The organism is Clostridium cavendishii DSM 21758 (assembly GCF_900141845.1).
GTDB classification, from domain to species: domain Bacteria; phylum Bacillota; class Clostridia; order Clostridiales; family Clostridiaceae; genus Clostridium_AG; species Clostridium_AG cavendishii.
In genome coordinates this window covers 1-23,155 of sequence record NZ_FQZB01000012.1, presented here as the reverse complement: position 1 = coordinate 23,155, position 23,155 = coordinate 1, and the positions used below count along the sequence as shown (strand labels likewise).

At 26.7% G+C, this 23,155-nt stretch carries 11 protein-coding genes; 9 read left to right on the top strand and 2 right to left on the bottom strand.

All coding sequences use genetic code 11. From position 1 onward, the window contains the following. The first annotated feature begins 67 nt into the window (after window positions 1-67). Both BUB01_RS13860 and BUB01_RS13855 read left to right on the top strand, forming a co-directional pair. Window positions 68-535 carry a DUF1259 domain-containing protein gene (locus BUB01_RS13860; RefSeq protein WP_072988942.1) on the top strand — a complete coding sequence of 156 codons (468 nt, stop codon included), beginning with the start codon at window positions 68-70 and terminating at the stop codon, window positions 533-535. 89 nt (window positions 536-624) lie between these two features. Further along, window positions 625-1,461 carry a hypothetical protein gene (locus tag BUB01_RS13855; RefSeq protein ID WP_072988939.1) on the top strand — a complete coding sequence of 279 codons (837 nt, stop codon included), beginning with the start codon at window positions 625-627 and terminating at the stop codon, window positions 1,459-1,461. A 65-nt stretch (window positions 1,462-1,526) separates the two neighbouring features. On the opposite strand, the gene BUB01_RS13850 is transcribed toward BUB01_RS13855, so the two are convergent. Further along, a complete protein-coding gene (locus BUB01_RS13850) occupies window positions 1,527-2,567 on the bottom strand; it encodes an alpha/beta hydrolase (RefSeq protein ID WP_072988936.1) in 1,041 nt (346 codons plus the stop codon). A gap of 185 nt (window positions 2,568-2,752) precedes the next feature. On the opposite strand from BUB01_RS13850, the gene BUB01_RS13845 reads away from it, so the two are divergent. Continuing rightward, window positions 2,753-4,309: an FAD-dependent oxidoreductase gene (locus BUB01_RS13845; protein ID WP_072988934.1), complete on the top strand. Its 1,557-nt coding sequence runs from the start codon at window positions 2,753-2,755 to the stop codon at window positions 4,307-4,309. A gap of 79 nt (window positions 4,310-4,388) precedes the next feature. Here the strand turns inward: BUB01_RS13845 and BUB01_RS13840 are convergent, their stop codons facing one another. Further along, window positions 4,389-4,760: a phage holin family protein gene (locus BUB01_RS13840; RefSeq protein WP_072988931.1), complete on the bottom strand. Its 372-nt coding sequence runs from the start codon at window positions 4,758-4,760 to the stop codon at window positions 4,389-4,391. Between the two features lie 245 nt (window positions 4,761-5,005). Between BUB01_RS13840 and BUB01_RS13835 the strand changes: the two genes are divergently transcribed. The 6 genes from BUB01_RS13835 to BUB01_RS13810 form a co-directional block, all read left to right on the top strand. Next, window positions 5,006-5,647 (top strand): DUF2284 domain-containing protein, encoded by a 642-nt coding sequence (locus BUB01_RS13835; protein WP_072988926.1) that lies wholly within the window; start codon window positions 5,006-5,008, stop codon window positions 5,645-5,647. A 354-nt stretch (window positions 5,648-6,001) separates the two neighbouring features. After that, the gene (locus tag BUB01_RS13830; protein ID WP_072988923.1) at window positions 6,002-7,078 is read left to right on the top strand and encodes an adenine nucleotide alpha hydrolase family protein; all 1,077 of its coding nucleotides are present in this window, start codon (window positions 6,002-6,004) and stop codon (window positions 7,076-7,078) included. 344 nt (window positions 7,079-7,422) lie between these two features. Continuing rightward, on the top strand, window positions 7,423-8,769 hold the full coding sequence (locus tag BUB01_RS13825; RefSeq protein WP_072988920.1) for a glycosyltransferase: 1,347 nt from the start codon (window positions 7,423-7,425) through the stop codon (window positions 8,767-8,769). 20 nt (window positions 8,770-8,789) lie between these two features. Continuing rightward, the gene (locus BUB01_RS13820; RefSeq protein ID WP_072988917.1) at window positions 8,790-10,133 is read left to right on the top strand and encodes a glycosyltransferase; all 1,344 of its coding nucleotides are present in this window, start codon (window positions 8,790-8,792) and stop codon (window positions 10,131-10,133) included. A 20-nt stretch (window positions 10,134-10,153) separates the two neighbouring features. Then, window positions 10,154-12,085, top strand: a complete 1,932-nt coding sequence (locus BUB01_RS13815) for a non-ribosomal peptide synthetase (protein ID WP_084108814.1) — start codon at window positions 10,154-10,156, stop codon at window positions 12,083-12,085. 133 nt (window positions 12,086-12,218) lie between these two features. Then, a partial coding sequence (locus BUB01_RS13810; RefSeq protein ID WP_143152499.1) for a non-ribosomal peptide synthetase occupies window positions 12,219-23,155 on the top strand: 10,937 nt, incomplete at its 3' end.

Here is a 23,155-nt window from a genome sequence, read left to right as displayed (position 1 = left end):
ATTATAATCACATATACAATAATAATTCATATATTATAATGAGTTATTATTATAAGGAGTAAAAATAATGTTTGTAGTTGATCCTTGGGGAACAGTAAATTTTAATAGGGCTGATAGTTTAAATGAAGAAAATCTTAGTAATACTAATAATTTATGTGAACAATTTGCCAATATACTTGGTGGAGAAATTAAAGAAGCAAAAGATGGAGCTTGTTCAGTGGAGATAAGTAGGCATTGGCCTAAAGTTACTATATTTGGTAGAAATACAACTATACCAGTAGGAGGGACATTTTCTTTTGAATCTATGGATTATGAAGGAAATACTCTTAATCTAGGAGAGATAGCTTTATTTCAAAATGAATTAAATAATTTCATTAAAATTCTTCAAGACAATCAAATAGCAATTGGTGCGGTTCATAATCATTGGATATATGATGAACCTAAAATAGTATATGTTCATTTTCAATCCATTGATAAACCGCTAGATTTTGCACAAAAAGTTTCAGATGCATTGAGCATTATTAAATTGAGTTAAATACAGTAAAATATAGGTGTTATAATGAATTCACAATTTTAATTTAGCCACATATAATAAAAATGTAATAAATTTCGTAGGAGATTATAATGAATAATCAATATCAAAATAAAAATACTACCATGGGGACACCTTATCAATCAAGTAATTTAAGTCCATATGGCTCCACTTATAACCCATATTCTACATCAACTTCAACTACAGGTGGTAACACAGGAACAAATACTAGCACCTCATCTCAGACAGGAGTAACAGGTACAACATCTACTAGTATGAACCAAGCACCTGGTAGTCAACAAGGAACTACTATTTCTGGTACAATGGGTGGTACTACTGGAGGCGTAGGGACTTCTACTCAGGGAGGTATGGGAAGTAGTAGTACTGGAAGTATGGGATCTTCTATACAAGGTACATCAAAGGGTAGTAGTACTTATTCAACAGGTTCTGGAAGTACAAATGATATGAGTTTTTCTCAATTTGATCACAATTATTCTATGCAAAGTGGTCAGCAAGGAATGTATCCAAATGCTACTTATCCATCAGTTGAAAGTATAAATGAATTTTTCAAAAAATTTTTAAAGATGGATATAACTAAAATTCCATTCATACCAAATCCTTATTATATGGCAAATATGAAACAAAAAATGGGTTCTACTACTAACGGCAGCAGTGATATGAGTAATCAAGCTGAAAGGCAACATCAAATGCAAGGCTATTATCATATGCCAATGTATAACTATCCAAACATGTCATATCCTAGCCATGGATATCATGACATGCATAATTCTCCATATCATCAACACAAACAGCCATATTATGATCATCATTATATGTATCCAGTATATGATTATGATCATCATTACTATGGCAGTGAAATTAATCCTTTCACATGGCTTTTATTATCATCGATGTTTAGGGAATATTAGAAATATATATATGCACTTTTATAAGTAAATATTGTTACATATAGACTTAAAAAGTGCATTTATATTTAGCTTCTATTAAATTTCATCACTAAATATTTTGATATCTCATTTAAAGCATCATTAGATTTCTTAGTGATCTTTCCTGCTGATACAAAACCATGGGTAACACCAGTATATCTAGTTAGAGTTACTTTTACACCTTCATTTTGTAATTCTTTTGCATAATTTTCACCATCATCTCTTAATGGATCAAACTCAGCTGTAATTACAAGAGCATCAGGAAGATTTTTGAGATTTGTAGATAACAAAGGAGATGCATAAACACTTTTTCTATCATTTAACGATGGAGTATATAAAGATATAAATTGTTTGAATTTTTCAATATTAAAATTAAAATTTGAGCCAAAGTCTATCCATGATTTAGTATTTAATTCATAAATATTTGTAGCTGGATATATTAATACTTGACAAGTTATTTTTGGACCATTTTTATCACGAGCTATTTGAGATATAGAAGCAGAGAAATTTCCACCTGCACTATCTCCAACTACTGCTATTTTATTAGGATTTCCTTTTATATTAGAAGCATTGCTATAGCTCCAAAGTAATATATTATATACATCATTAAGTCCTGCTGGAAATGGATTTTCAGGAGCAAGACGGTAATTTACAGATATAACTATAGAGTTGGAATCGTTAGAAATTTTCCTGCAAATATTCTCATAGTCATCAATATTTCCAGATATCCAACTTCCACCATGAGAATATATTACTATAGGAAAGTTTTCACCTTTACTAGGTGTATAAATTCTTGCTGGTATTTTATTTATATTTGTTTGTATATCTATAGTTTTTATGTTTGAAAGTTTGATAGGCTTAGAATTCCATCTATTGCAATTTCTTTCTGTTATTTTTCGTATTTCATATACAGATTTATCTTTTAGAGAAACTTTATTAAAATGATCATCTATTCTTAATATTATTCCATAAATATTATCTAGCTTACCGTATGCTGTTGATTTTATATTTTTAATTATAAAAAAACAAGAAGTTAAAAATATAAAAAGCACAATAAAGATAATGGTAAACATCTTTTTCTTATTCATTTTCAATCCTCCAAATTATTATTTATTTATATTATTAAGTAAAACAATAAATTTTATTTAGTATTTTAGAGAAAAATATTTTTTGATTTTATTACAAAGTTTTAAATATTTTAAATAGATAATTGGAAGAATAAGTTTGTATAAGTATAAATACAAAGGTATTAAAGTTAAAAGGAGAATATTTTATGACACAAGAAAATGATAAAAATATACAAGAATATCTAAAATCTTATTGGATATTATCAACACCAGAAACAAATTATCCATCTCTGACTGAAGATATCAAAGTAGATGTAGCAATTATAGGAGGCGGTATTGTAGGAATAAATGTTGCTTATCTTTTGAAAAAACAAGGAATAAAAGTGGCTATCCTTGAGGCTAGTAGAATTATTCAAGGAGCAACAGGATTCACAACTGCTAAAATAACTTCTCAACATCATTTAATATACCATAAAATAATAAATTCAATGGGATTAGATTTTGCAAGGGAATATGCTGATGCTAATCAATCCTCTATAGAATTTATTAATGAAATGATAAAGGAACTTAATATAGAGTGTGATTTTGAAAGAGTTCCAGCATATATGTACACAAATAGTGATAATTACATATCAAAAATAGAAAAAGAAGCTGAAGCTGCTCTAAAGGTTGGGATAAAATCAAACTGCGTAGATAAATTACCTTTAGATTTAAATATAAAAAAAGCCTTAGTTTTCGAAAATCAGGCTCAATTTCATCCTAGAAAATATTTATTACCTATTGCTCAGAAGATACCAGGTGATGGAAGTTATATATTTGAGAATACAAGGGTTATGGAAGTTGAAAAAGGCAATTTAGTTACTGTTATTACGAGCAATGGCAAAAAAGTGAAGGCTCCTAAAGTTATTATAGCTTCACATTTTCCTTGTTATGATGGCATGGGATTATATCTAGCGAGACTTAGGCCACAAAGGTCTTACGTAATTGCAGCAAATATAAAAGAAAAATTTCCTAAAGGAATGTTTATTAATGCAGAGGATCCTGGACGTTCTTTAAGATCACAAACTGATGGAGAGAACCAATTGGTACTAATTGGTGGTGAAGGACATAAGACTGCTCATGGAGAAAGTTCTTATAAACATTATGACAATTTAAAAGAATTTGCAGAATCAATTTTTAATGTTAATAGCATATTATATAAATGGTCAACACAAGATTATATCACAATAGATAATGTACCGTATGTAGGGAAAATAACCTCTTCTGAAGAAAATATTTATGTTGCCACAGGTTTCGCCGAATGGGGAATGACTAATGGTGTTGCAGCGGCAAGGATACTTGCTGATAAGATATTAGGTAGGGATAATCCATGGAAAGAAGTATTTAATCCATCAAGAACTTTTACTCAAAACGCGTATAAAAATTTATTTAGTGAAAATTTTGATGTAGCTAAGGAACTTATAATAGGAAAAATTAAGGCTGGTGAGAATGGAATACATATTGAAGCTGGAGAGGGAAAAATTGTAACATTAAACGGAACTAAATACGGAGCATACAAGGATTATGACGATATCTTACATATAGTTGATATTACATGTACACATGTAGGATGTGAATTAAAATGGAATGATGTTGAAAAATCATGGGATTGTCCATGTCATGGATCAAGGTTTAATTATGATGGAGAGATTTTAGAGGGGCCAGCAACTCATAAATTAAATCATTATAAAGAGGGAAAAAATAAAATAGATCTTAACTTATAATTTTATAGCATAGTACAAATCTATTAAAGTTTTGTAAAAAAATTAGAGATAATTTAAATTATCTCTAATTTTTTATTAATTACATGAATCTTCCAGGTATTATCATATCTAAAATACCTATAACTATAGCAGCTAATAGTGCACCTAATATTGAAACTTTCATACTAGGAACTATAAATTGAGCTACATATAATATTATAGCAGCTATAAGAAATCCTTTTATGCCTTTTCCAATAGGTGATGCATCAACGCCCATAAATGATTCTACTAAATAATCTAAGGCAGTTATTATAACAGCAGCTACTAGAAAAGACCATAGTCCGTTAATGCTAAAACCTGGTGTCAGAAAAGATGCTATTGCTAAGATTACCATAGCAACTACTAATCTTATTACCCAGTTTAAAAAACCTCCACCGTGAGACTCTCTTTTTTCCATATCATTATCAGCCATTAATATTCCTCCTTTAACAAGTTTAATATAGCTAAGATTACTATATTAAATTAATACGATTATAGTATGCACAGCTATTAAAAAAAATATTATAAAGAATTTTTTTACATTATGAATAATTAAATGTTATTTTTAGAATATCTTATATTAAATTAGTAATGACCTTTAATATATACATAATATAAAATTTTATTGAGAAAGATATATTTTGGATGAAAACCATACAAACGAAAGGAAAAATATAAATGAAAGAATATAGATTTATTGCAGAAACTCCAAGTGCAAAAATTGTAGTGTGTTTAAATTACATAAAAGTTTCAGCTAAAAGCTTAATTCCATATGAAAATAATAATAGTTTAAAAATACGTTGTGAACAAGGATGTCAGAATTATAATAATAAATGGTCTTGTCCTCCACATAGTCCTAAATATTCTGTAATATCAAAAAAATTTAATAATGCATATGTATTTCTTTTTTATTGTCATTTAGAACAATTTAGTTATATAAAAACACCATATATGAAAATTAGAGTAGCTAACTCAATTTTAAAATCTAGAAGTGATAAAATAATAAGACAATTAGAAAAAGAATCAAATGGCAAAATGTTAGCTAATAATAGTTGTCGCCTTTGTAAAGAATGTTCTTGTAAGACGAAGGAATCAAAATGTAAGAAACCATCTAAGTTGAGATTTAGTATGGAATCAGTAGGATTAAATGTAGAAAGTATAGCAATGGATTTTTTTGATCATAAACTTTTAAGCTATAGCAAAGATAATGTTCCATTATATTCATCTGTTGTTACAACAATTTTGACAAATGAAATTATTGAAGAAGATAAAATTAACGAATTATTTTTAAATATGGGAATTGAATTTTATTTAGCATGAAATTAAAAAATAATTAAATGTTTTTTTTTATAAAACAGAAGACATTAAAGCACATTTAATGTCTTTTAATTATCAAAAGAAATAATATTAAACATATAATATAAAAAATATAATGAAAACATTTTCAATATGTGGTATAATAATACATATATTATTATTTTATGTATTATATTACATAAAATGTATGAAATTCTTCGAAGATTTTTTATACAGAATTTATAATTCGATATATATTTTTACTTTTAAAGTAAAAATAACAATAATTTTATATAAATATATTTATTTTCCAGATAAAAAAGCGTATAATAAAATTTATTAAGTAAAGTAAATATTTTTTAAAGGAGATTTTATCTTATGAATAGATGTATAAAATGTGGACTTGCCTTTGATTATCCAGAAAGTCATAGTGAAATTATTGATGATACGTGTTTGTATTGTAAAGATTTTAATAAAAAAATTTTTCTGGGAGAAGATACTTTAATTGATAGACTTCAAAATTACGAAAAGATAGGAGTATCTGTTTCTGGTGGGAAAGATAGTATTTATGTATGGTATTGGCTCGTGTCAAAATTTGGCTCTAATCGTGTTATAGCCTTTAATCATAATAAAGGTAAAGCTGTTGATCCGATTGCCAGTGAAAATATACTTAGGGCACAAAAAATTCTTAAATCTGAAGTTGTTGTGATTTATGATTCTGAATTTTATCCTAGATTTGTAAAAAATCTATCAACATATATTAAAAATCCTAATCCTGCAATTGCTAGAGCTGTTTTATGTTCAGGTTGTAGATATGGAATTAGTCAACGAATATTCGACGAGGCAAAAAAATATGATGTAAATTGTATTGTTAATGGTTCTTCTTATTTAGAAAAAGTTCCATTTAAATCATATCATATGAAACAATATGGTGATGGTAGTGAGATAAGGGGTCTTCTTAAAGGTCTATATGAAACTGATGAATATTTATCTAAAGAAAATTTAGAGATAATAATTCGTGATCATTTTTATTCACATGAAATTAATCTTTCAAATCAAAAGAATTCAGCTAATATAGATTATATTAATTTTTTTGATTATTTAGAAAATGACATTAAAAGAATTAAAAGTATTGTTACATCAAAACTTGATTGGAAACATCCTAAAAATAGTGATTGGCATTTTGATTGCATTATTGAAAAATTCAAAAATTATTTTTATTTAATCGAATATGGTTATTCAGAAGTAGATTTCAAATATTCAGAGATGGTTAGATATGGATTATTGTCTCGTGATGAAGCTATATCTTTATTAAAGGAAGATAATGAAAAGATGCTAAATAGTTTTAACGATTTGGTTGATACTTTAGTTAAATTAGAAGTAGATTTTGAAACAATAGTAGCATTTAAAAATTTACACAATAGTAAAATTGAACTTATATGTAACTGTAATTAAATTTTATGACTGTATAGATATTAGCACGTAAAGGCTTCTATTTAAACAATTTTTTATAACAATTCCAAATTTATACCAATATGGTTAAAAAAGATACCAACTTTTTAGACTACATTTTTAGCTACTAATTACAGTGATTTGAGATCATATAATTAGTAGCAAGATGTAGCCTTTTTTAGTATATAGATTACTTATAAATTTTAAAATTCTATAGCTATATTTATTAAATAATATCATAAGTAAATAATTCAAAGATTTTAGAAGTATATTTCAGAACCTAAATAAAATAAGTAACTCTTTAAATTACAAACAAGTAAAAATTAAATGTAAAGGGTGTGAATCTGGTGTCAAATATATTGCTTATTACTCATGGAACTGGTGGTGATGTAAAACCATTCATTAAATTAGGAAAAATAATTAAAAACATTGGTCACGATGTTTTATTACTAACTCATTGTATCTATGAAAAAGAAGCAAAAATAAATGGTTTAGATTTTGTAGCTATTGATACTTATGAGGAGTATAAAGAAAAGAACAGCAAGTTAAATAATTTATCAGATGCTATAAAAGATTTGAATGAGTATACTGAATTTAACAGAAAATATTGTGGCGCAGATAGAACATATAAAGAATATAAGATTATAAGTGAACATTGTAAAAAAGAAAATACTATTATTATATTTAGACATCGTTTTAGTTTAGCAGGTTTGTTAGTTGCAGAAAAATATGGTTTATCTGTTGCTTCTGTTTTTCTTGCACCTAATTATATTCAACATTTAAAGTTACATGAAGAGCTTATTGGTAAGGTAATGAAGAATGAAATGAATATAATTAGAAATAAGATTGGATTAACTGATATAAGCAATTGGACAAAATGGATGTGTTCACCAAATTTAAAAATAGGATTATGGCCTAAATGGTATGCAAAAGAAGAAAGTGAAAACATTAGCGGTATGGTTGTTATTGGTTTTCCAGAAAAGATGGAGAAAAATACTGATGAAATACCAAAAGAAATTAAGGAATTTTTGAAAACTGGTAAGAAAACAGCGCTTATAACAGCAGGTACAAGCAATGCTATAAATCCAAATTTTTATAAAATTGCAGCAGATTCTTGTAAATGTTCAGATATAAATGGGATTTTAGTTACAGATATCGAGGAATTTGTACCAAAAGATCTATCATCTAACATACTAAGATTACATGAAGCTCCTATAAGAAGAATTTTGCCATATGTTAATGTAGTTATTCATCATGGAGGAATAGGAACTTCTAGTGAAGCATTAGCTTGTGGAACACCTCAATTAATTATGGCTCATTTAGCAGATAGGCCAGATAATGCAAATAGACTAAAAAAAGTTGGGGTTGCAAAAGTATTTCCAGAAATAAAATGGAAACCAGAAATAATTGGACAAGGATTAAAAGAAATAATTTATAATGAAGTATTAGCATCATCTTGCAAAAAATTATCAGAGGATTTAAATAAAAATAATATTGAGGAAGAATTGAGTTTATTAATAGAAGAACTTTCCAAAAATAAAGAAAAATATAAGGTCAATATTTTATGTGATTTAAATGATGAAGATTTTAATAATGATAATGAAAAAGTCTCTGATAAGGCTTCATTAGATTCTATTTCAGAAAGAAAAAAAAGGATAATATTACAATTATTACGTGAAAAACGCAAGTTTTAATAAAATAATGGAGGACAAGGATGGCAAATATAGTTATTAGTACACATTGGGGAGACGGGGATGTAATTCCATTTATATCTATTGGTAAATATCTTAAAAAGCAAGGTCATGATGTAACAATCTTTACTCATTGTTGTTATGAGGAAAGAATAAAGAAAGAACATATTAATTTTGTTTCTTGGGATACTTGGGATGAATATAAAGATTTTTATAATGATTTAGCAAAATGTTCATACTCAGTAACAGAAATGGATGAAACTGAAAAATTTAGGGCCAAGTATGAAAATGTTGATGTAAGAATTAAAGAATATGAGTTGTTAAAACCTTATTGTAAAAGAGAAGATACCATTTTAATTGCAAAAAATAGGTCTAGTATAGCTGCATTACTTGTAGCTGAAAAGTTAAAGCTTCCTTTAATTTGGGTATATATGAATCCTTATGAATATGAAAGTATTAAAACTTTTGATGGTTTAAATAAAGGAACTTTATGTAAAGAGGTTAATGAATTACGATCTAGAATAAACTTAGATCCTATAGAAAGCTGGCTATCTTGGCAATGTTCCCCTAAGAAAAAAGTAGGTTTATGGCCTAGATGGTATAGAAGTAACATACTAAATGAACAAGAGGATATGGATTTAGTTGGTTTTCCATTAGAACCTCTAGATAGAAGAGAAAATTCAGTTATACCATCGGTATTAAAAAACATATTATTAGAAAAACCAGCACCAATAATAATATCCGGTGGTTCAAGCAATAAAATTATAAAAGACTTTTATAGAATTGCAATTAAAGCTTGTACAGATGTAGATAGATCCGTTATTGTAGCAACAAGATTTAAAGAGTTATTACCAGATACAATACCTTCAAATGTACATGTATTTGATTATATTCCTTTATATGAATCTTTGGCGTATGCGAGTCTTATTATTCATCATGGAGGAATTGGGACAATTAGTAATGCTATTAATACAGGGGTTCCCCATCTCATATTAGCAAATTGTTGTGACACGCCATTAAATGGTTCTATGATAAAAAAAATGGGTTTAGGGGATTACTTTCCGCCTTTAAGATGCAATGAAGAAAATGTTAGAAAAAGTATTAATAAGCTTCTAACTAAATGCTATAAAGAAAAATGTTCTGAATTTGCAAATGCACATAAAGGTGAAAACACATTTGAGAATATAAGAAAAATAGTAGAAGATGCTGTTGAAAATGAGGAATACCTTGTTAATTATGAAAATATGATAAGTACTCATAAAAATATTGATTATAATACAAGTAATAAAAATTCTAATGTAAAGTTGTCAAATAATATGAAAAAATATTTATTAGAAAAAATTAAAATAGAAAAAAATTTAAAATAGAAAGAAAAGAGGGAACCAACATGAGTAATGCTATTTCAAAATCTCAAAACAAAGAAGTAACTGTAAAAAATATTGAAGAGTTTATAAGTGTAAGTAAAGTTATAACACCAGAAGAAAAAGATTTAATTTTAAATGATTTTAATGACACTTATGCAGAGTATTCTAAAGAAAGAACATTAGTAGATATTTTTGAAGAGCAAGTAAAAAAAACACCAAATAATGTTGCTGTTTTATTTGACAATATAGAAATAACTTACAAGGAGCTTAATGAAAGAGCCAACTCATTAGCTATGATTTTGCGAGAAAATAGAATTAGTTCAGATGATATTATAGCAATAATTTCAGAACGTTCTATAAATATGATAGTAGGAATAATAGCATCATTAAAAGCAGGGGCAGCATATTTACCTATAGATTCTGAATATCCAGAAAACAGAATAAATTATATATTAAAAAATAGCAATGCAAAAGCAATATTAATACAAGAAAAATTTAAAGAAAAAGTAAATCAAGAAATATTTATGTATGATTTAGATGATGAAAATTTATATAAGTATAAAAATGACAATTTAAACAAAGTTTCTAATGGAAGTAATTTAGCTTATGTAATATATACATCTGGAACTACAGGAAATCCTAAAGGAGTTATGATAGAGCATAATTCAATAATCAATTATGTTTTGTATGCAAAAGAACAGTATTTAAATGAAGAAAATTTATATATGCCACTTTATACATCGATATCATTTGATTTAACTATAACATCTATTTTTACTCCATTGATAAGTGGTAATACAATAGTAATTTATAAGGAAAAAGAAATTGATTTATTAATGAAAAAAGTATTTCAATTTGAAAAAAATTCAGTTATAAAGGTAACTCCAGCACATTTAAGTTTATTAAAAGAAATCCCTAATGTTAATAAAAATATTAGAAAAATTATTGTAGGTGGGGAAGAATTAAAGGAAAGTTTAGCTAAAGAGATAAGTGCTATGTTTGATAATAAAATAGATATAATAAACGAATACGGACCTACAGAGGCTACTGTTGGATGTATAACTCACAAATATGATAGTACAAAACAATATGATAATACAGTACTTATAGGCAAACCAATAAATAATTTTAAAATTTATATTGTAGATAATGGAAACAATATGCTTCCTATAGGGGAAATAGGAGAAATTTGTATAAGTGGAAATGGATTAGCTAGAGGCTATCTAAATAATGACAAGTTAACAGAAGAAAAATTTATAAATAATCCATATGAAAAGGGACAAAAAATGTATAAAACAGGCGACCTAGCAAGATGGTTATCAGATGGAAGCATCCAATATTTGGGAAGAATAGACGATCAAGTTAAAATTAGGGGATATAGAATTGAACTTAGCGAAATTGATACTGAAATCCGAAAAATAAAGGATATAAAAGATGTTGCTATAATAGCTAGAGAAAATAATCTAGGAGAAAATGAAATTAATGCCTATATTATTTCTGAAGATTCAACAATCCTTAAAAAGGTAAAAGAACAACTAAAATTGACTTTACCTGAATATATGATTCCTCAAAAATTTATGCTAATTGATGCTTTTCCATTAACACCAAATGGAAAAATAGATAAAAAGGCATTGTTTGAAATAAAGGAAGAAAATGAAATTAATTATGTTGCCCCAAACAATCCTTTAGAGGAGGAAATTGTTGATTTATGGAGGGAAATGCTAGACATTGATGTTATAGGAATTGATGATAATTTTCTTGAAGTAGGTGGTCATTCATTAATTGCTACTAAGATAGTTTATAAAATTAATGAAATTTATAATGTTGATTTATCATTAGTAGAATTTTTTACAGATGGGTTAACTGTAAGAAATTTATCAAATATACTTGAAGAAAAGTTATTTGCTTCAATTAGTGAAGAGGAACTTGAAAGTATGTTAAATGAAATCGAATAATAATTTTAATATTATATTAAATTGAACAATAATTTACGGTTGGTTCAATTTTATAATATATAATTTAAAATTCCATTTAAGATAGATAATAAAAATATAAAAGAGAAATGTAGAGTTTTTATGGAGGATTAATATGGAAAGTAAAACGGAGCAAGAATTTCAAAAGAAGGCATTATTAAAAGCTATATTAGAAAAGAAAAAAAGAAGTAATACAACATTAAATTCAATAGAAATATTACAAAGAAAAGTAGGAAGAAATTATTTTCTTTCATCTTATGAACAAAAAAGACTATGGTTTATGTACAAACTAAACCCTAATAGTATTGTTTATAATATACATTTAGGATTTCGTATTTATGGTGATTTAAAAATAGATTTGCTTCAAGAAGCTATTAATGAAATGGCTATGGAGCAAGAATCTTTAAGAACAAGATTTCAATATATAGATGATGAATTGATGCAAGTAATTGAACCTAATTTTACTGAAAAAATAAAACATATTGATTTATCAGATATTGATTCAGCGTTAATTGAAGATGAATTAAGAAAAGCTTGTAATGAAGAATCTTATAAACCTTTTGATTTAGAAAATGGTCCTTTAGTTAGATTTCTATTAATTAAAATAGCACCAGAAGAAAGACTTTTTATAACTGTAATTCATCATATTATATTTGATGGATGGTCTATGGGAATTTTTTATAAAAATTTATCTGATAAATATAATAATTTATGCAATGGAAAATATTCTTCAAATAAAGTAAAAACAATTCAATATGCAGATTATGCAAAATGGCAAAGAAAAGAATTATTCAAAAATAAAATGGAGAAGCAATTCAATTATTGGGAAAACAAGTTAGAAAATATTGATCAAACTGTTGAATTTCCATTGGATAAAAAACGTCCATCAATGTTAACAGGCAATGGAGATGTAGTATTTTTTGAATTAGATAATGATATTATAGATGGATTAAGAAAATACTCCACTAAATCTAATTGTACAATTAATACAATTTTATTGGCAGCATTTAAAGCTTTAATTTATAAATACTCAAATCAAAGTAATATCACTGTAGGAACAGCCGTTGCTAATAGAAAAGTTAACGGAGTAGAGAATATTATTGGTTTTTTTGTAAATACAATAGTTTTAAGCACTGAAATAGATGGGAATATGAGATTTTCAGATTTTCTTAAAAAAGTAAAAAATACAACATTAGAAGCATATGATAATGAAGATTTTCCATTTGATCAATTGGTAGAAAAAATTAATCCATTAAGAGATAGTAGTAGAAATCCATTTTTTCAACTAATGTTTACTTATCAGAATGCAAAAGAATCTCAATTCGAATTTCAGGACTTAAAAGTAGAGAATTATGCACTAGGTAGTAAAAGATCTTCTTTTGATGTTACACTACAGATTGAAGATAATAAGAATGAAATCTTTGGATCTTTTGAATATAATTCAGATTTGTTTTATAGGGAAACTATACAAAGAATTTGTAATCAATTTAAGTTAATTCTTAAGGAAATTCTTATTGATAATAATAAAAAGATAAATGAAATTTCAATTTTAAATGATGAAGAAAAGAATATTATTTTAAATAAATTTAATGATACTTATGTAGAATATGATAAAGAAAAAACGATAGTATCTATTTTTGAAGAACAGGTTGAAAAAACACCAAATAATATTGCTATTGCATTTGAAAATGAAAGATTAACTTATAAGGAACTTAATGAGAAAGCAAATTCATTGGCTAGAGTTTTAAGAGAAAATGAGGCTAAAGAAGATAAAATAGTTGCTATAATGCTAGAACGTTCTACTGAAATGATAGTAGCAATAATGGGAGTATTAAAATCCGGAGCAGCTTATTTGCCTATAGACCCAAATTATCCTAAAAATAGAATAGAATACATGCTTGAAAATAGTCAAGCCAGTATATTATTAAGCATACCAGAATTATCTAACAAGATTGATTTTTCTGGAAATATATTAGATATGTCTATGGAAGAATTATTTAATAAAGATACAAGTAATATAAAAGCTATAAATAATTCACAAAACTTAGCATATATAATATATACTTCAGGAACTACAGGAAATCCTAAAGGAGTTATGATAGAACATAAAAATGTAGTTAATTTAGTAAATGCATTAGAAAATTGTATTTATAGTAAATATGAAAAAGAATTGAAAGTAGCTTTAGTAGCTAACTATGCTTTTGACGCATCAGTTCAACAAATTTTTGCCAGTTTATTATTAGGAAATACATTATATATAGTTGACAATAACACTAGAATGTATGGAGACGATTTAATAAGATTTTATATAAATAATGAAATAGATATAACAGATGGAACTCCGATACATTTATCAATGATAAGCAATTCTTCTTTACTAGAAAATAGTGAATTAAAATTGAAGCATATGATAATAGGCGGAGATAAACTTTTAAAAGACACAGTAAAAAATATATATACCAAATTAAAAGACAAAAATGTAATCATAACGAATGTATATGGGCCAACTGAATGTTGTGTTGATACAACGTATAAAAATATAAATATAGATAATATAAATCAATTTGAAAATATTCCTATAGGAAAACCATTAAATAACTATACTTGCTATATATTAGATAAACAAAATAATATACTTCCAATAGGTATAGCTGGGGAATTATGTATAGTAGGAGATGGACTTGCTAGAGGATATTTAAATAATAAAGAATTAACAAATGAAAAATTTATAGATACTCCATATAAATTAGGACAAAAAATGTATAAAACAGGAGACTTAGCAAAATGGCTTCCTGACGGCAATATAGAATATTTAGGTCGTATTGATGAACAAGTTAAGATACGAGGTTTTAGAATTGAGCTTGGAGAAATTATAAGTGTATTACGTAAGATTGATTATATAAAGGATGTAGCCGTTATAACAAGGGTTGATTTAAGTGACGAAGAAGCAATTTATGCTTATATAGTTTCAGATTTCAAAGTAGATTTTAAAGAACTAAAAAAAGAAATTCGTCAAGAATTACCGGATTATATGATACCAGCATATATAATGCAGATAGAAAAGTTGCCAGTAAATAGAAGTGGAAAATTAGATAAACAAGCTTTACCTGATATAATTAATGAGGTTAAAGATGAATATATTGCTCCACGAACTGAATTAGAAGAACTTGTTGTTAAAATATTTGAAGATGTAATCGGTATAAATAATATAAGTATTGATTCAGACTTTTTTGAAATAGGTGGACATTCTTTAAGAGCAACAAAAGTAGTTAATAGAATTGAAAATGAAACAGGAGTAAAAATACCAATAAAAATAATTTTTGCTGAAAGAACAGCTGAATCTATAGCAAAATATATAGCAAAATATGAAAATAAAGAAAATAATAATATTGAAAAATCAGAACTTAAAGAATATTACCCAATGTCCTCAGTACAGAGCAGAATTTTTTTAATTTGGCAAATGGACAAAGAAAATATAGCTTATAACACACCTATTTGTTATAAATTAGAAGGTGATCTGAAAGTAAGTAAGCTAAAAACTTCGTTACAAAAAATTATAAATCGCCATGAAATACTAAGAACATGTTTTATTATGAAAGACGGGAAACTTGTTCAGGAAATTTTAAATAAAGTAGAAGCTGACTATTCTTATGAAGAAAATAATAATGACATATATGAAATTCTTAAAGATTTCACAAAGCCGTTTTCTTTAGAAAGTGCTAATTTGATAAGAATGAAGGTTGTTAAAAATAAGGGGGCTCATTATCTACTTATAGATATGCATCATATAGTTAGTGATGGAATGAGCATTGGTATTTTTATTAAGGAACTTTCTGCATTTTATAATGAAGAGAATCTTTTAAACCTTAAATTACAATATAAAGACTATAGTGAATGGATGAGGAAAAGAGACTTAAGTAGTCAAAGAGCATATTGGAGAAGTCAATTTAAAGATGAACCTCCAGTGATTGATCTTCCATACGATTATACTAGACCAGCTGAACAAAGTTATGATGGAGAAATAACTACTATTGAGTTTAATAGTGCAATAAAAGATGGAATAAAAGAATTATGCAAAATTACTGGAGCAACAGAATATATGGTACTTTTAGCATCATTTATAGTACTTTTGAGTAAATATACTCGTCAAGAAGATATTGTTGTAGGAACTCCTATATCAGCAAGAACCAATAAAGAAACTGAATCTATGATGGGGATGTTTGTAAATACACTTGCTATTAGAGAAAAACCTCAATCAGAAAAAAGTTTTCTTAAATTTATATCAGAAATAAAGGAAAGCTGTCTCAAAGCATATGAAAATCAAGAATACCCTTTTGAAGAATTAGTAGAAGATATAAATGTTAAACGAGATTTTTCTAGAAATCCATTATTTGATGTAATGTTTGGTTTACAAAATAATGAAAAAGTAAATCTTCTAATGAATGATATCAAGATAGAACAAATTTGGGGTGAACACAAAGTATCTAAATTTGATCTTAATGTAATGATGGAAAGTCGTGATGATGGCTATTTCTTAGGTGCAGAATATTGTACAGCTCTATTTAAAAAACAAAGTATAGATAGATTATTAATTCATTTTAAACAATTGATTTATAAAGTGATAGCTAACCCAAAAAGTCTTATAGGTGATATTAATATTATAACAGATGAGGAAAAGGATTTAATTTTAAATAAGTTTAATAATACCATTGTAGATTATGGTAAAGAAAAAACAATAATAGATTTGTTTGAAGAACAAGCAGAAAAAACACCAGATTCTATTGCTGTAGTATTTGCTGATGAAAAGATAACTTATAAAGAACTTAATGAAAGAGCTAACTCATTAGCTAGAATACTAAGAAATAAAGGGGTAGGTTCTGAGGATATAGTAGGTATTATGGTAGATCGTTCTATAGAAATGATTGTTGGTATGGTTTCTATATTGAAAGCTGGAGGTGCATATTTACCAATAGATTTATCATACCCAAATGAAAGAGTAGAATTTATATTACAAAATAGTGGATGTGAAACTATTCTAACACAGAAAAATATATTTGAAGATATAGATTTTAAAGGCAATGTGATTTATTTAGATGAGGATAGTTTGTATAAAGAAAATAGCAGTAATTTAACTAATATAACAAAAGCTGATAATCTTATATATATTATATATACTTCAGGAACAACAGGTAATCCTAAAGGAGTAATGTTTAAAAACAATAGCTTAGCAAACTTGATTAACTTTGAAATTAATCATACTAATATTGATTTAAAAACAAGGGTGTTACAGTTTGCAAATTTATGTTTTGATGTTGCTAGCCAAGAAATATTATCTACTTTATTAGCTGGAGGAGAGTTATATTTAATTAAAGATGAAATAAGAAAAGACGTGGTAATGTTATTAGATTTCATAATTGATAATCAAATTAAAACACTATTCTTACCAACAGCATATTTTAAGTTGCTACAATCAGAAAAGAAATATTTAGAATGTATTGTTAAAAATGTTAATAATATAGTTGTTGCTGGTGAACAATTAACTTTAAGTGAAGGGTTAAAGGAGCTTATTAAATCAAGTAATATAAATATTCACAATCACTATGGTCCTTCTGAAACACATGTTGTTACAACATCTACAATAAATTCAGCTAGCGATATAAAGAGCATACCTGATATTGGAAAACCTATAATAAATAATAAAGTATATATTGTAGACAAAAAGATGAACTTGGTTCCAATTAACGTACAAGGAGAATTGTGTGTATCTGGTATAAATGTAGCTAGAGGATATTTAAATAATGATAAATTATCAAAAGAAAAATTTATAGATAATCCATATGAACCAGGAGAAAAGATGTACAGAACTGGTGATTTAGCGAAATGGTTACCTAATGGAAATATAGAATACTTAGGTCGTATTGATGAACAAATTAAAATAAGAGGATTTAGAATAGAACTTGGGGAAATTACAAATGTACTACTTAAAAATAGTCAAATAAAAGATGTAGCCGTTATAACAAGAAAAGATAAAAATGGAGAAATAGCAATTCATGCTTATATAGTTTCTGATGTAATTATAGATTGTAAGAAAATAAAAAAAGAACTTCGCAAAGAATTGCCAGAGTATATGGTACCTGCATATATTATGCAAATAGGCAGCCTTCCATTAAACAGAAATGGAAAACTAGATAAACGAGCATTACCAGATATAATGCAAAATGATAACGCTGAATATATTGCTCCAAGAAATGAAATAGAAGCAACTATTAGTAATATTTTTGAAGAAGTTACAGGAAGAGATAAAGTAAGTATAAATGCTGATTTCTTTGAAATAGGAGGTCATTCCCTAAGAGCTACAAAAGTTGCAAATAGAATAGAATCCGAAACCGGAATGAGGGTTCCAATAAAAGTAATTTTTTCAGCAAGAACTGTAGAGGCTATAGCTGAATATATAGAAAAATCTGCAGATAATAATTTTGAATTTATATCGAAAGCAGAAGCGAAAGAATATTATAAAATGTCATCTGCACAAAAAAGAATGTATTTAATTTGGCAAATGGACAAAGAAAGTATAGTCTATAATATGCCATTCTGTTATAAATTAAATGGCAATTTCAAATTAGATAGTATAAAGAATGTATTGCAAACAATTATAAATCGTCATGAAATATTAAGAACTTGTTTCTTAATGAAGGATGGAGAACTTGTACAAAAAGTTCTAAACCGGATAGAAGCAGATTATTCATATGAAGAAAGTAATCAAGACTTAAATGAAATTCTTAGCAGTTTTCCAAAGCCATTTGTATTAGATGAGGGAAAATTAATAAGAATAAAAGTGGTCAAAAATTTTAAAGACTATTATATTCTTATAGATATGCATCATATAGTTAGTGATGCAATGAGCATGGCAATTTTTATTAATGAATTTTCAAAACTTTATAATGGATATAAGCTAGAAGATCTTAAATTACAATACAAAGACTATAGTGAATGGATTAGTAAAAGAGACTTAAATAGTCAAAAATCTTATTGGTTAAGTCAATTTGATGATGAAATACCAATACTTGATTTTCCATATGATTATAAAAGACCAATTGAACAAAGTCATGAAGGTTCAATGGTTAATCTTAATTTCAGCAAAGATATAAAAGATGGAGTAAAAAAATTATGTAAAGTTACAGGTTCAACAGAATATATGGTGCTTTTATCAGCATTTATGGTGCTTTTAAATAAATATACTCGTCAAGAAGATATTATTGTAGGAACTCCTATATCAGGAAGAACCAATAAAGATATGGAATCTATGATGGGAATGTTTATAAATATACTTGCTATGAGAGGAAAGCCAGAAGGAAGTAAGAGTTTCATTAACTTTGTTTATGAAGTAAAGAACACTTGTCTTAAAGCATATGAAAATCAAGAATATCCTGTTGAAGAGTTAATAGAGGCTATAGAAGTTAAAAGAGATCTTTCTAGAAATCCGTTGTTTGACATAATGTTTAGCTTGGAGAATAATGAAAAATTTAATCTTTTAATGAATGATGTTAGCATAGAGGAAATATACGGAGAAAATAGAATATCTAAATTTGATTTTAGTATAATGATGAGAAGTAACGAAGAGGGTTATTCTATAGGTGCAGAATATTGCACAGCATTATTTAAAAAAGAAACAATAAATAGAATTTTAGTCCACTTTAAAGAAGTTATTTGTAAAATAATAAATAATCCAGAAATTCTTATTAAAGATATTGAAGTTATAACAAAAGAAGAAAAAAAATTAATATTAAATGAATTTAATAATACTTCTACAGAATATGATAAAGAAAAAACTATAGTAGAAATTTTTGAATATCAAGTAAATAAAACACCAAATAATATAGCAGTTGTATATGAAGATAAGAAATTAAATTACAAAGAATTAAATGAAAAAGTAAATATATTAGCAAGAAATCTACGTGAATTAGGAATAAAACCAAATGATTTTGTAGCAATTTCAGCACAAAAAAGTTTAGAAATGATAATAGGAATTTTAGGAATAATTAAAGCTGGCGCTGCCTATGTACCAATAGATCCTAAGTATCCAAAAGATAGAATAAATTATATGCTTGATGATTGTAAACCAAAAGCTTTATTAGTATATAAAGCAAATATAAAAACTAAAAAAATTCCAATAATTGATTTAGAAGATAGTAGTATTTTAGAAGGTACATCTAGAAACTTGAAAAAAGTTAATACTCCAAATGATTTATTATATGTAATATACACTTCAGGAACTACTGGAAAACCAAAAGGAGTTATGATTGAGCATAAATCAGTTAATAGTTTAAGAGAATACTTTATTAGCTCATTAAATGTAAAACCTACTGATAAAATATTACAATTTTTCAATATATCCTTTGATGGTTCAGTTTGGGATATAATGATGGCCTTATTAACAGGAGCAACATTACATGTAGTTAATCAAGATAATATTATAGATTTAAATTATTTAAGTCAATCTATAAAAAATACTACAATAATAACAGTACCACCTCAATACTATCAACAACTAGAAACAATTGGCCAAAGGCTTACTATTACTGCTGGTTCAGAAAGTAGTAAAGAATTAGTTAGAAAAGCTATTGATACTGGTAGCCTGTATATTAATGCTTATGGCCCAACAGAAGCAACTGTATGTGCAACTCAATGGTTCTGTAATAAAAATGATATAATACCAGAAAGAATTCCAATTGGAAAACCTATAACTAATAAACAGATATATATTTGCAACAAAACTAATTTATGTGGAATAGGAATACCAGGAGAATTATGTATAGCAGGAGAAGGGATTGCTAGAGGATATTTAAATAAACCAAAACTTACAGCTGAAAAGTTTATAGACAATCCTTATGGAGAAGGAAAGATATATAGAACTGGCGATTTAGCAAAATGGCTTCCTGATGGAAATATAGAATATTTAGGTCGTATAGATGAACAAGTTAAAATAAGAGGATTTAGAATAGAACTTGAAGAAATAGCTAGTACATTGCGTAAAATTGATTATATACAGGATGTAGCTGTTATAACAAGAGATATTTCAAGTTCTGAAAAGGCAATTTATGCTTATTTAGTTTCTAATGAAAATCTAGATTTTAAAGAAATAAAAAAAGAGCTTCGAAAAGAATTACCAGAATATATGGTGCCAGCTTATATGGTACAACTAAAAGAAATACCAGTAACTAGAAATGGAAAGTTAGATAAACGAGCTTTACCTGACATAGTTGGTGAAAATAAAGAAAAATATACTCCGCCAAGAAATGAAATCGAGAAAATTATTATTAAAATATTTGAAGAAATTTTACAAAAAGAAAAAATAAGTGTAGATGCTGATTTCTTTGAAATAGGTGGACATTCTTTAAGAGCAACAAAAGTAGTTAATAGAATTCAAGCAGAAATAGGTGTAAGAATTCCAATAAAAATAATTTTTTCAAAGAGAACAGCTGAAGCTATCGCTGAATATATAGAAAAATTTAAAAATAATGACTATGAATTTATACCAAAGGCAAAGAATAAGGAATTTTATCCAATGTCTTCAGCACAAAAAAGAATGTATTTAATTTGGCAAATGGACAAAGAAAGTATAACTTATAACATGCCATTTTGTTATAAATTACAAGGTAATGTAAAAGTAAATAATATAAAAATAGCATTACAAAAAATGATAGATCGTCATGAAATATTAAGAACATGTTTTTTAATAGAAAACGGTGAGTTTGTGCAAAGGATTATTGATAAAATAGAAGCTGACTATTCTTATGAGGAAAGTATGGAGAATATATCTGAACTTCTTAAGAAATTTCCAAAACCATTCATTTTAGATGAAGGTAACCTAGTACGAATTAAAGTAGTAAAAAGTAAAGAAGATTACTATTTGTTTATAGACATGCATCATATAGTTGGTGATGGAATGAGTTTTGGAATTTTTATTAATGAATTTTCAACTCTTTATAATGAAGGAAAACTTGAGGAATTAAGTCTACAATACAAGGATTATAGTGAGTGGATGAGGGGAAAAAACTTAAGTAACCAAGAATTATATTGGATAAGTCAATTTGAAGATGAAATACCAGTAATTGATCTTCCATACGATTACAATAGACCAATTGAAAAAAGTTATGATGGTTCAATAACAAGTATTGAGTTACAGAAAGAAATAAAAGATGGAATAAAAGAATTATGTAAGATTACTGGAGCAACAGAATACATGATACTTTTAGCATCATTCATGGTAGTATTGCATAAATACACTTGTCAAGAAGATATTGTTGTTGGAACTCCTATATCAGGAAGAACTAATAAAGATATGGAATCTATAATGGGAATGTTTATTAATACACTTGCCATGAGGGGTAGACCAGAATCTGGAAAGAGTTTTGTTAAATTTGTAAATGAAGTAAAGGAAAGTTGTCTTAAGGCATATGAGAATCAAGAATATCCTTTTGAAGAACTAGTAGATGCAGTAGAAGTTAGAAGAGACTTCTCTAGAAATCCTTTATTTGATGTAATGTTCATTTTACAAAATAATGAAGCAATTAATCTTTTAATGAATGATATTAAAATAGAACCAATATGGGAAGATAATAAAATTGCTAAGTTTGATCTTAATGTAACTATGGAAAGTAACGAGAATGGTTACTTTGTAGGTGCAGAATATTGCACAGCATTATTTAAGAAGGACACTATAAATAGATTTTTAGTCCATTTTAAACAAGTTCTTTCAAAAATAATAGATACTCCAGAAATCCCTATAGAAGAAATTAAAATCATAACAAAAGAAGAGGAAGATTTAATTTTAAATAAATTTAATCATACCTATTTAGAATATGATAAAGAAAAAACAATAGTAGATATGTTTGAAGAACAGGTAGAAAAGACACCAAATAACATTGCAGTTGTATTTGAAAATAAGAGTATAACTTATAAAGAGCTTAATGAAAGATCTAACTCATTAGCTAGTATCTTAAGAAATAATGGTGTAGGACCTGATGATATTGTAGGTATAATGACAGAACG

Coding starts and splice junctions, on each gene's coding strand:
- BUB01_RS13820 (WP_072988917.1), top strand. CDS start 8,790: ATGGCAAATATAGTTATTAGTACACATTGGGGAGACGGGGATGTAATT.
- BUB01_RS13860 (WP_072988942.1), top strand. CDS start 68: ATGTTTGTAGTTGATCCTTGGGGAACAGTAAATTTTAATAGGGCTGAT.
- BUB01_RS13855 (WP_072988939.1), top strand. CDS start 625: ATGAATAATCAATATCAAAATAAAAATACTACCATGGGGACACCTTAT.
- BUB01_RS13845 (WP_072988934.1), top strand. CDS start 2,753: ATGACACAAGAAAATGATAAAAATATACAAGAATATCTAAAATCTTAT.
- BUB01_RS13815 (WP_084108814.1), top strand. CDS start 10,154: ATGAGTAATGCTATTTCAAAATCTCAAAACAAAGAAGTAACTGTAAAA.
- BUB01_RS13835 (WP_072988926.1), top strand. CDS start 5,006: ATGAAAGAATATAGATTTATTGCAGAAACTCCAAGTGCAAAAATTGTA.
- BUB01_RS13840 (WP_072988931.1), bottom strand. CDS start 4,760: ATGGCTGATAATGATATGGAAAAAAGAGAGTCTCACGGTGGAGGTTTT.
- BUB01_RS13830 (WP_072988923.1), top strand. CDS start 6,002: ATGAATAGATGTATAAAATGTGGACTTGCCTTTGATTATCCAGAAAGT.
- BUB01_RS13850 (WP_072988936.1), bottom strand. CDS start 2,567: ATGAATAAGAAAAAGATGTTTACCATTATCTTTATTGTGCTTTTTATA.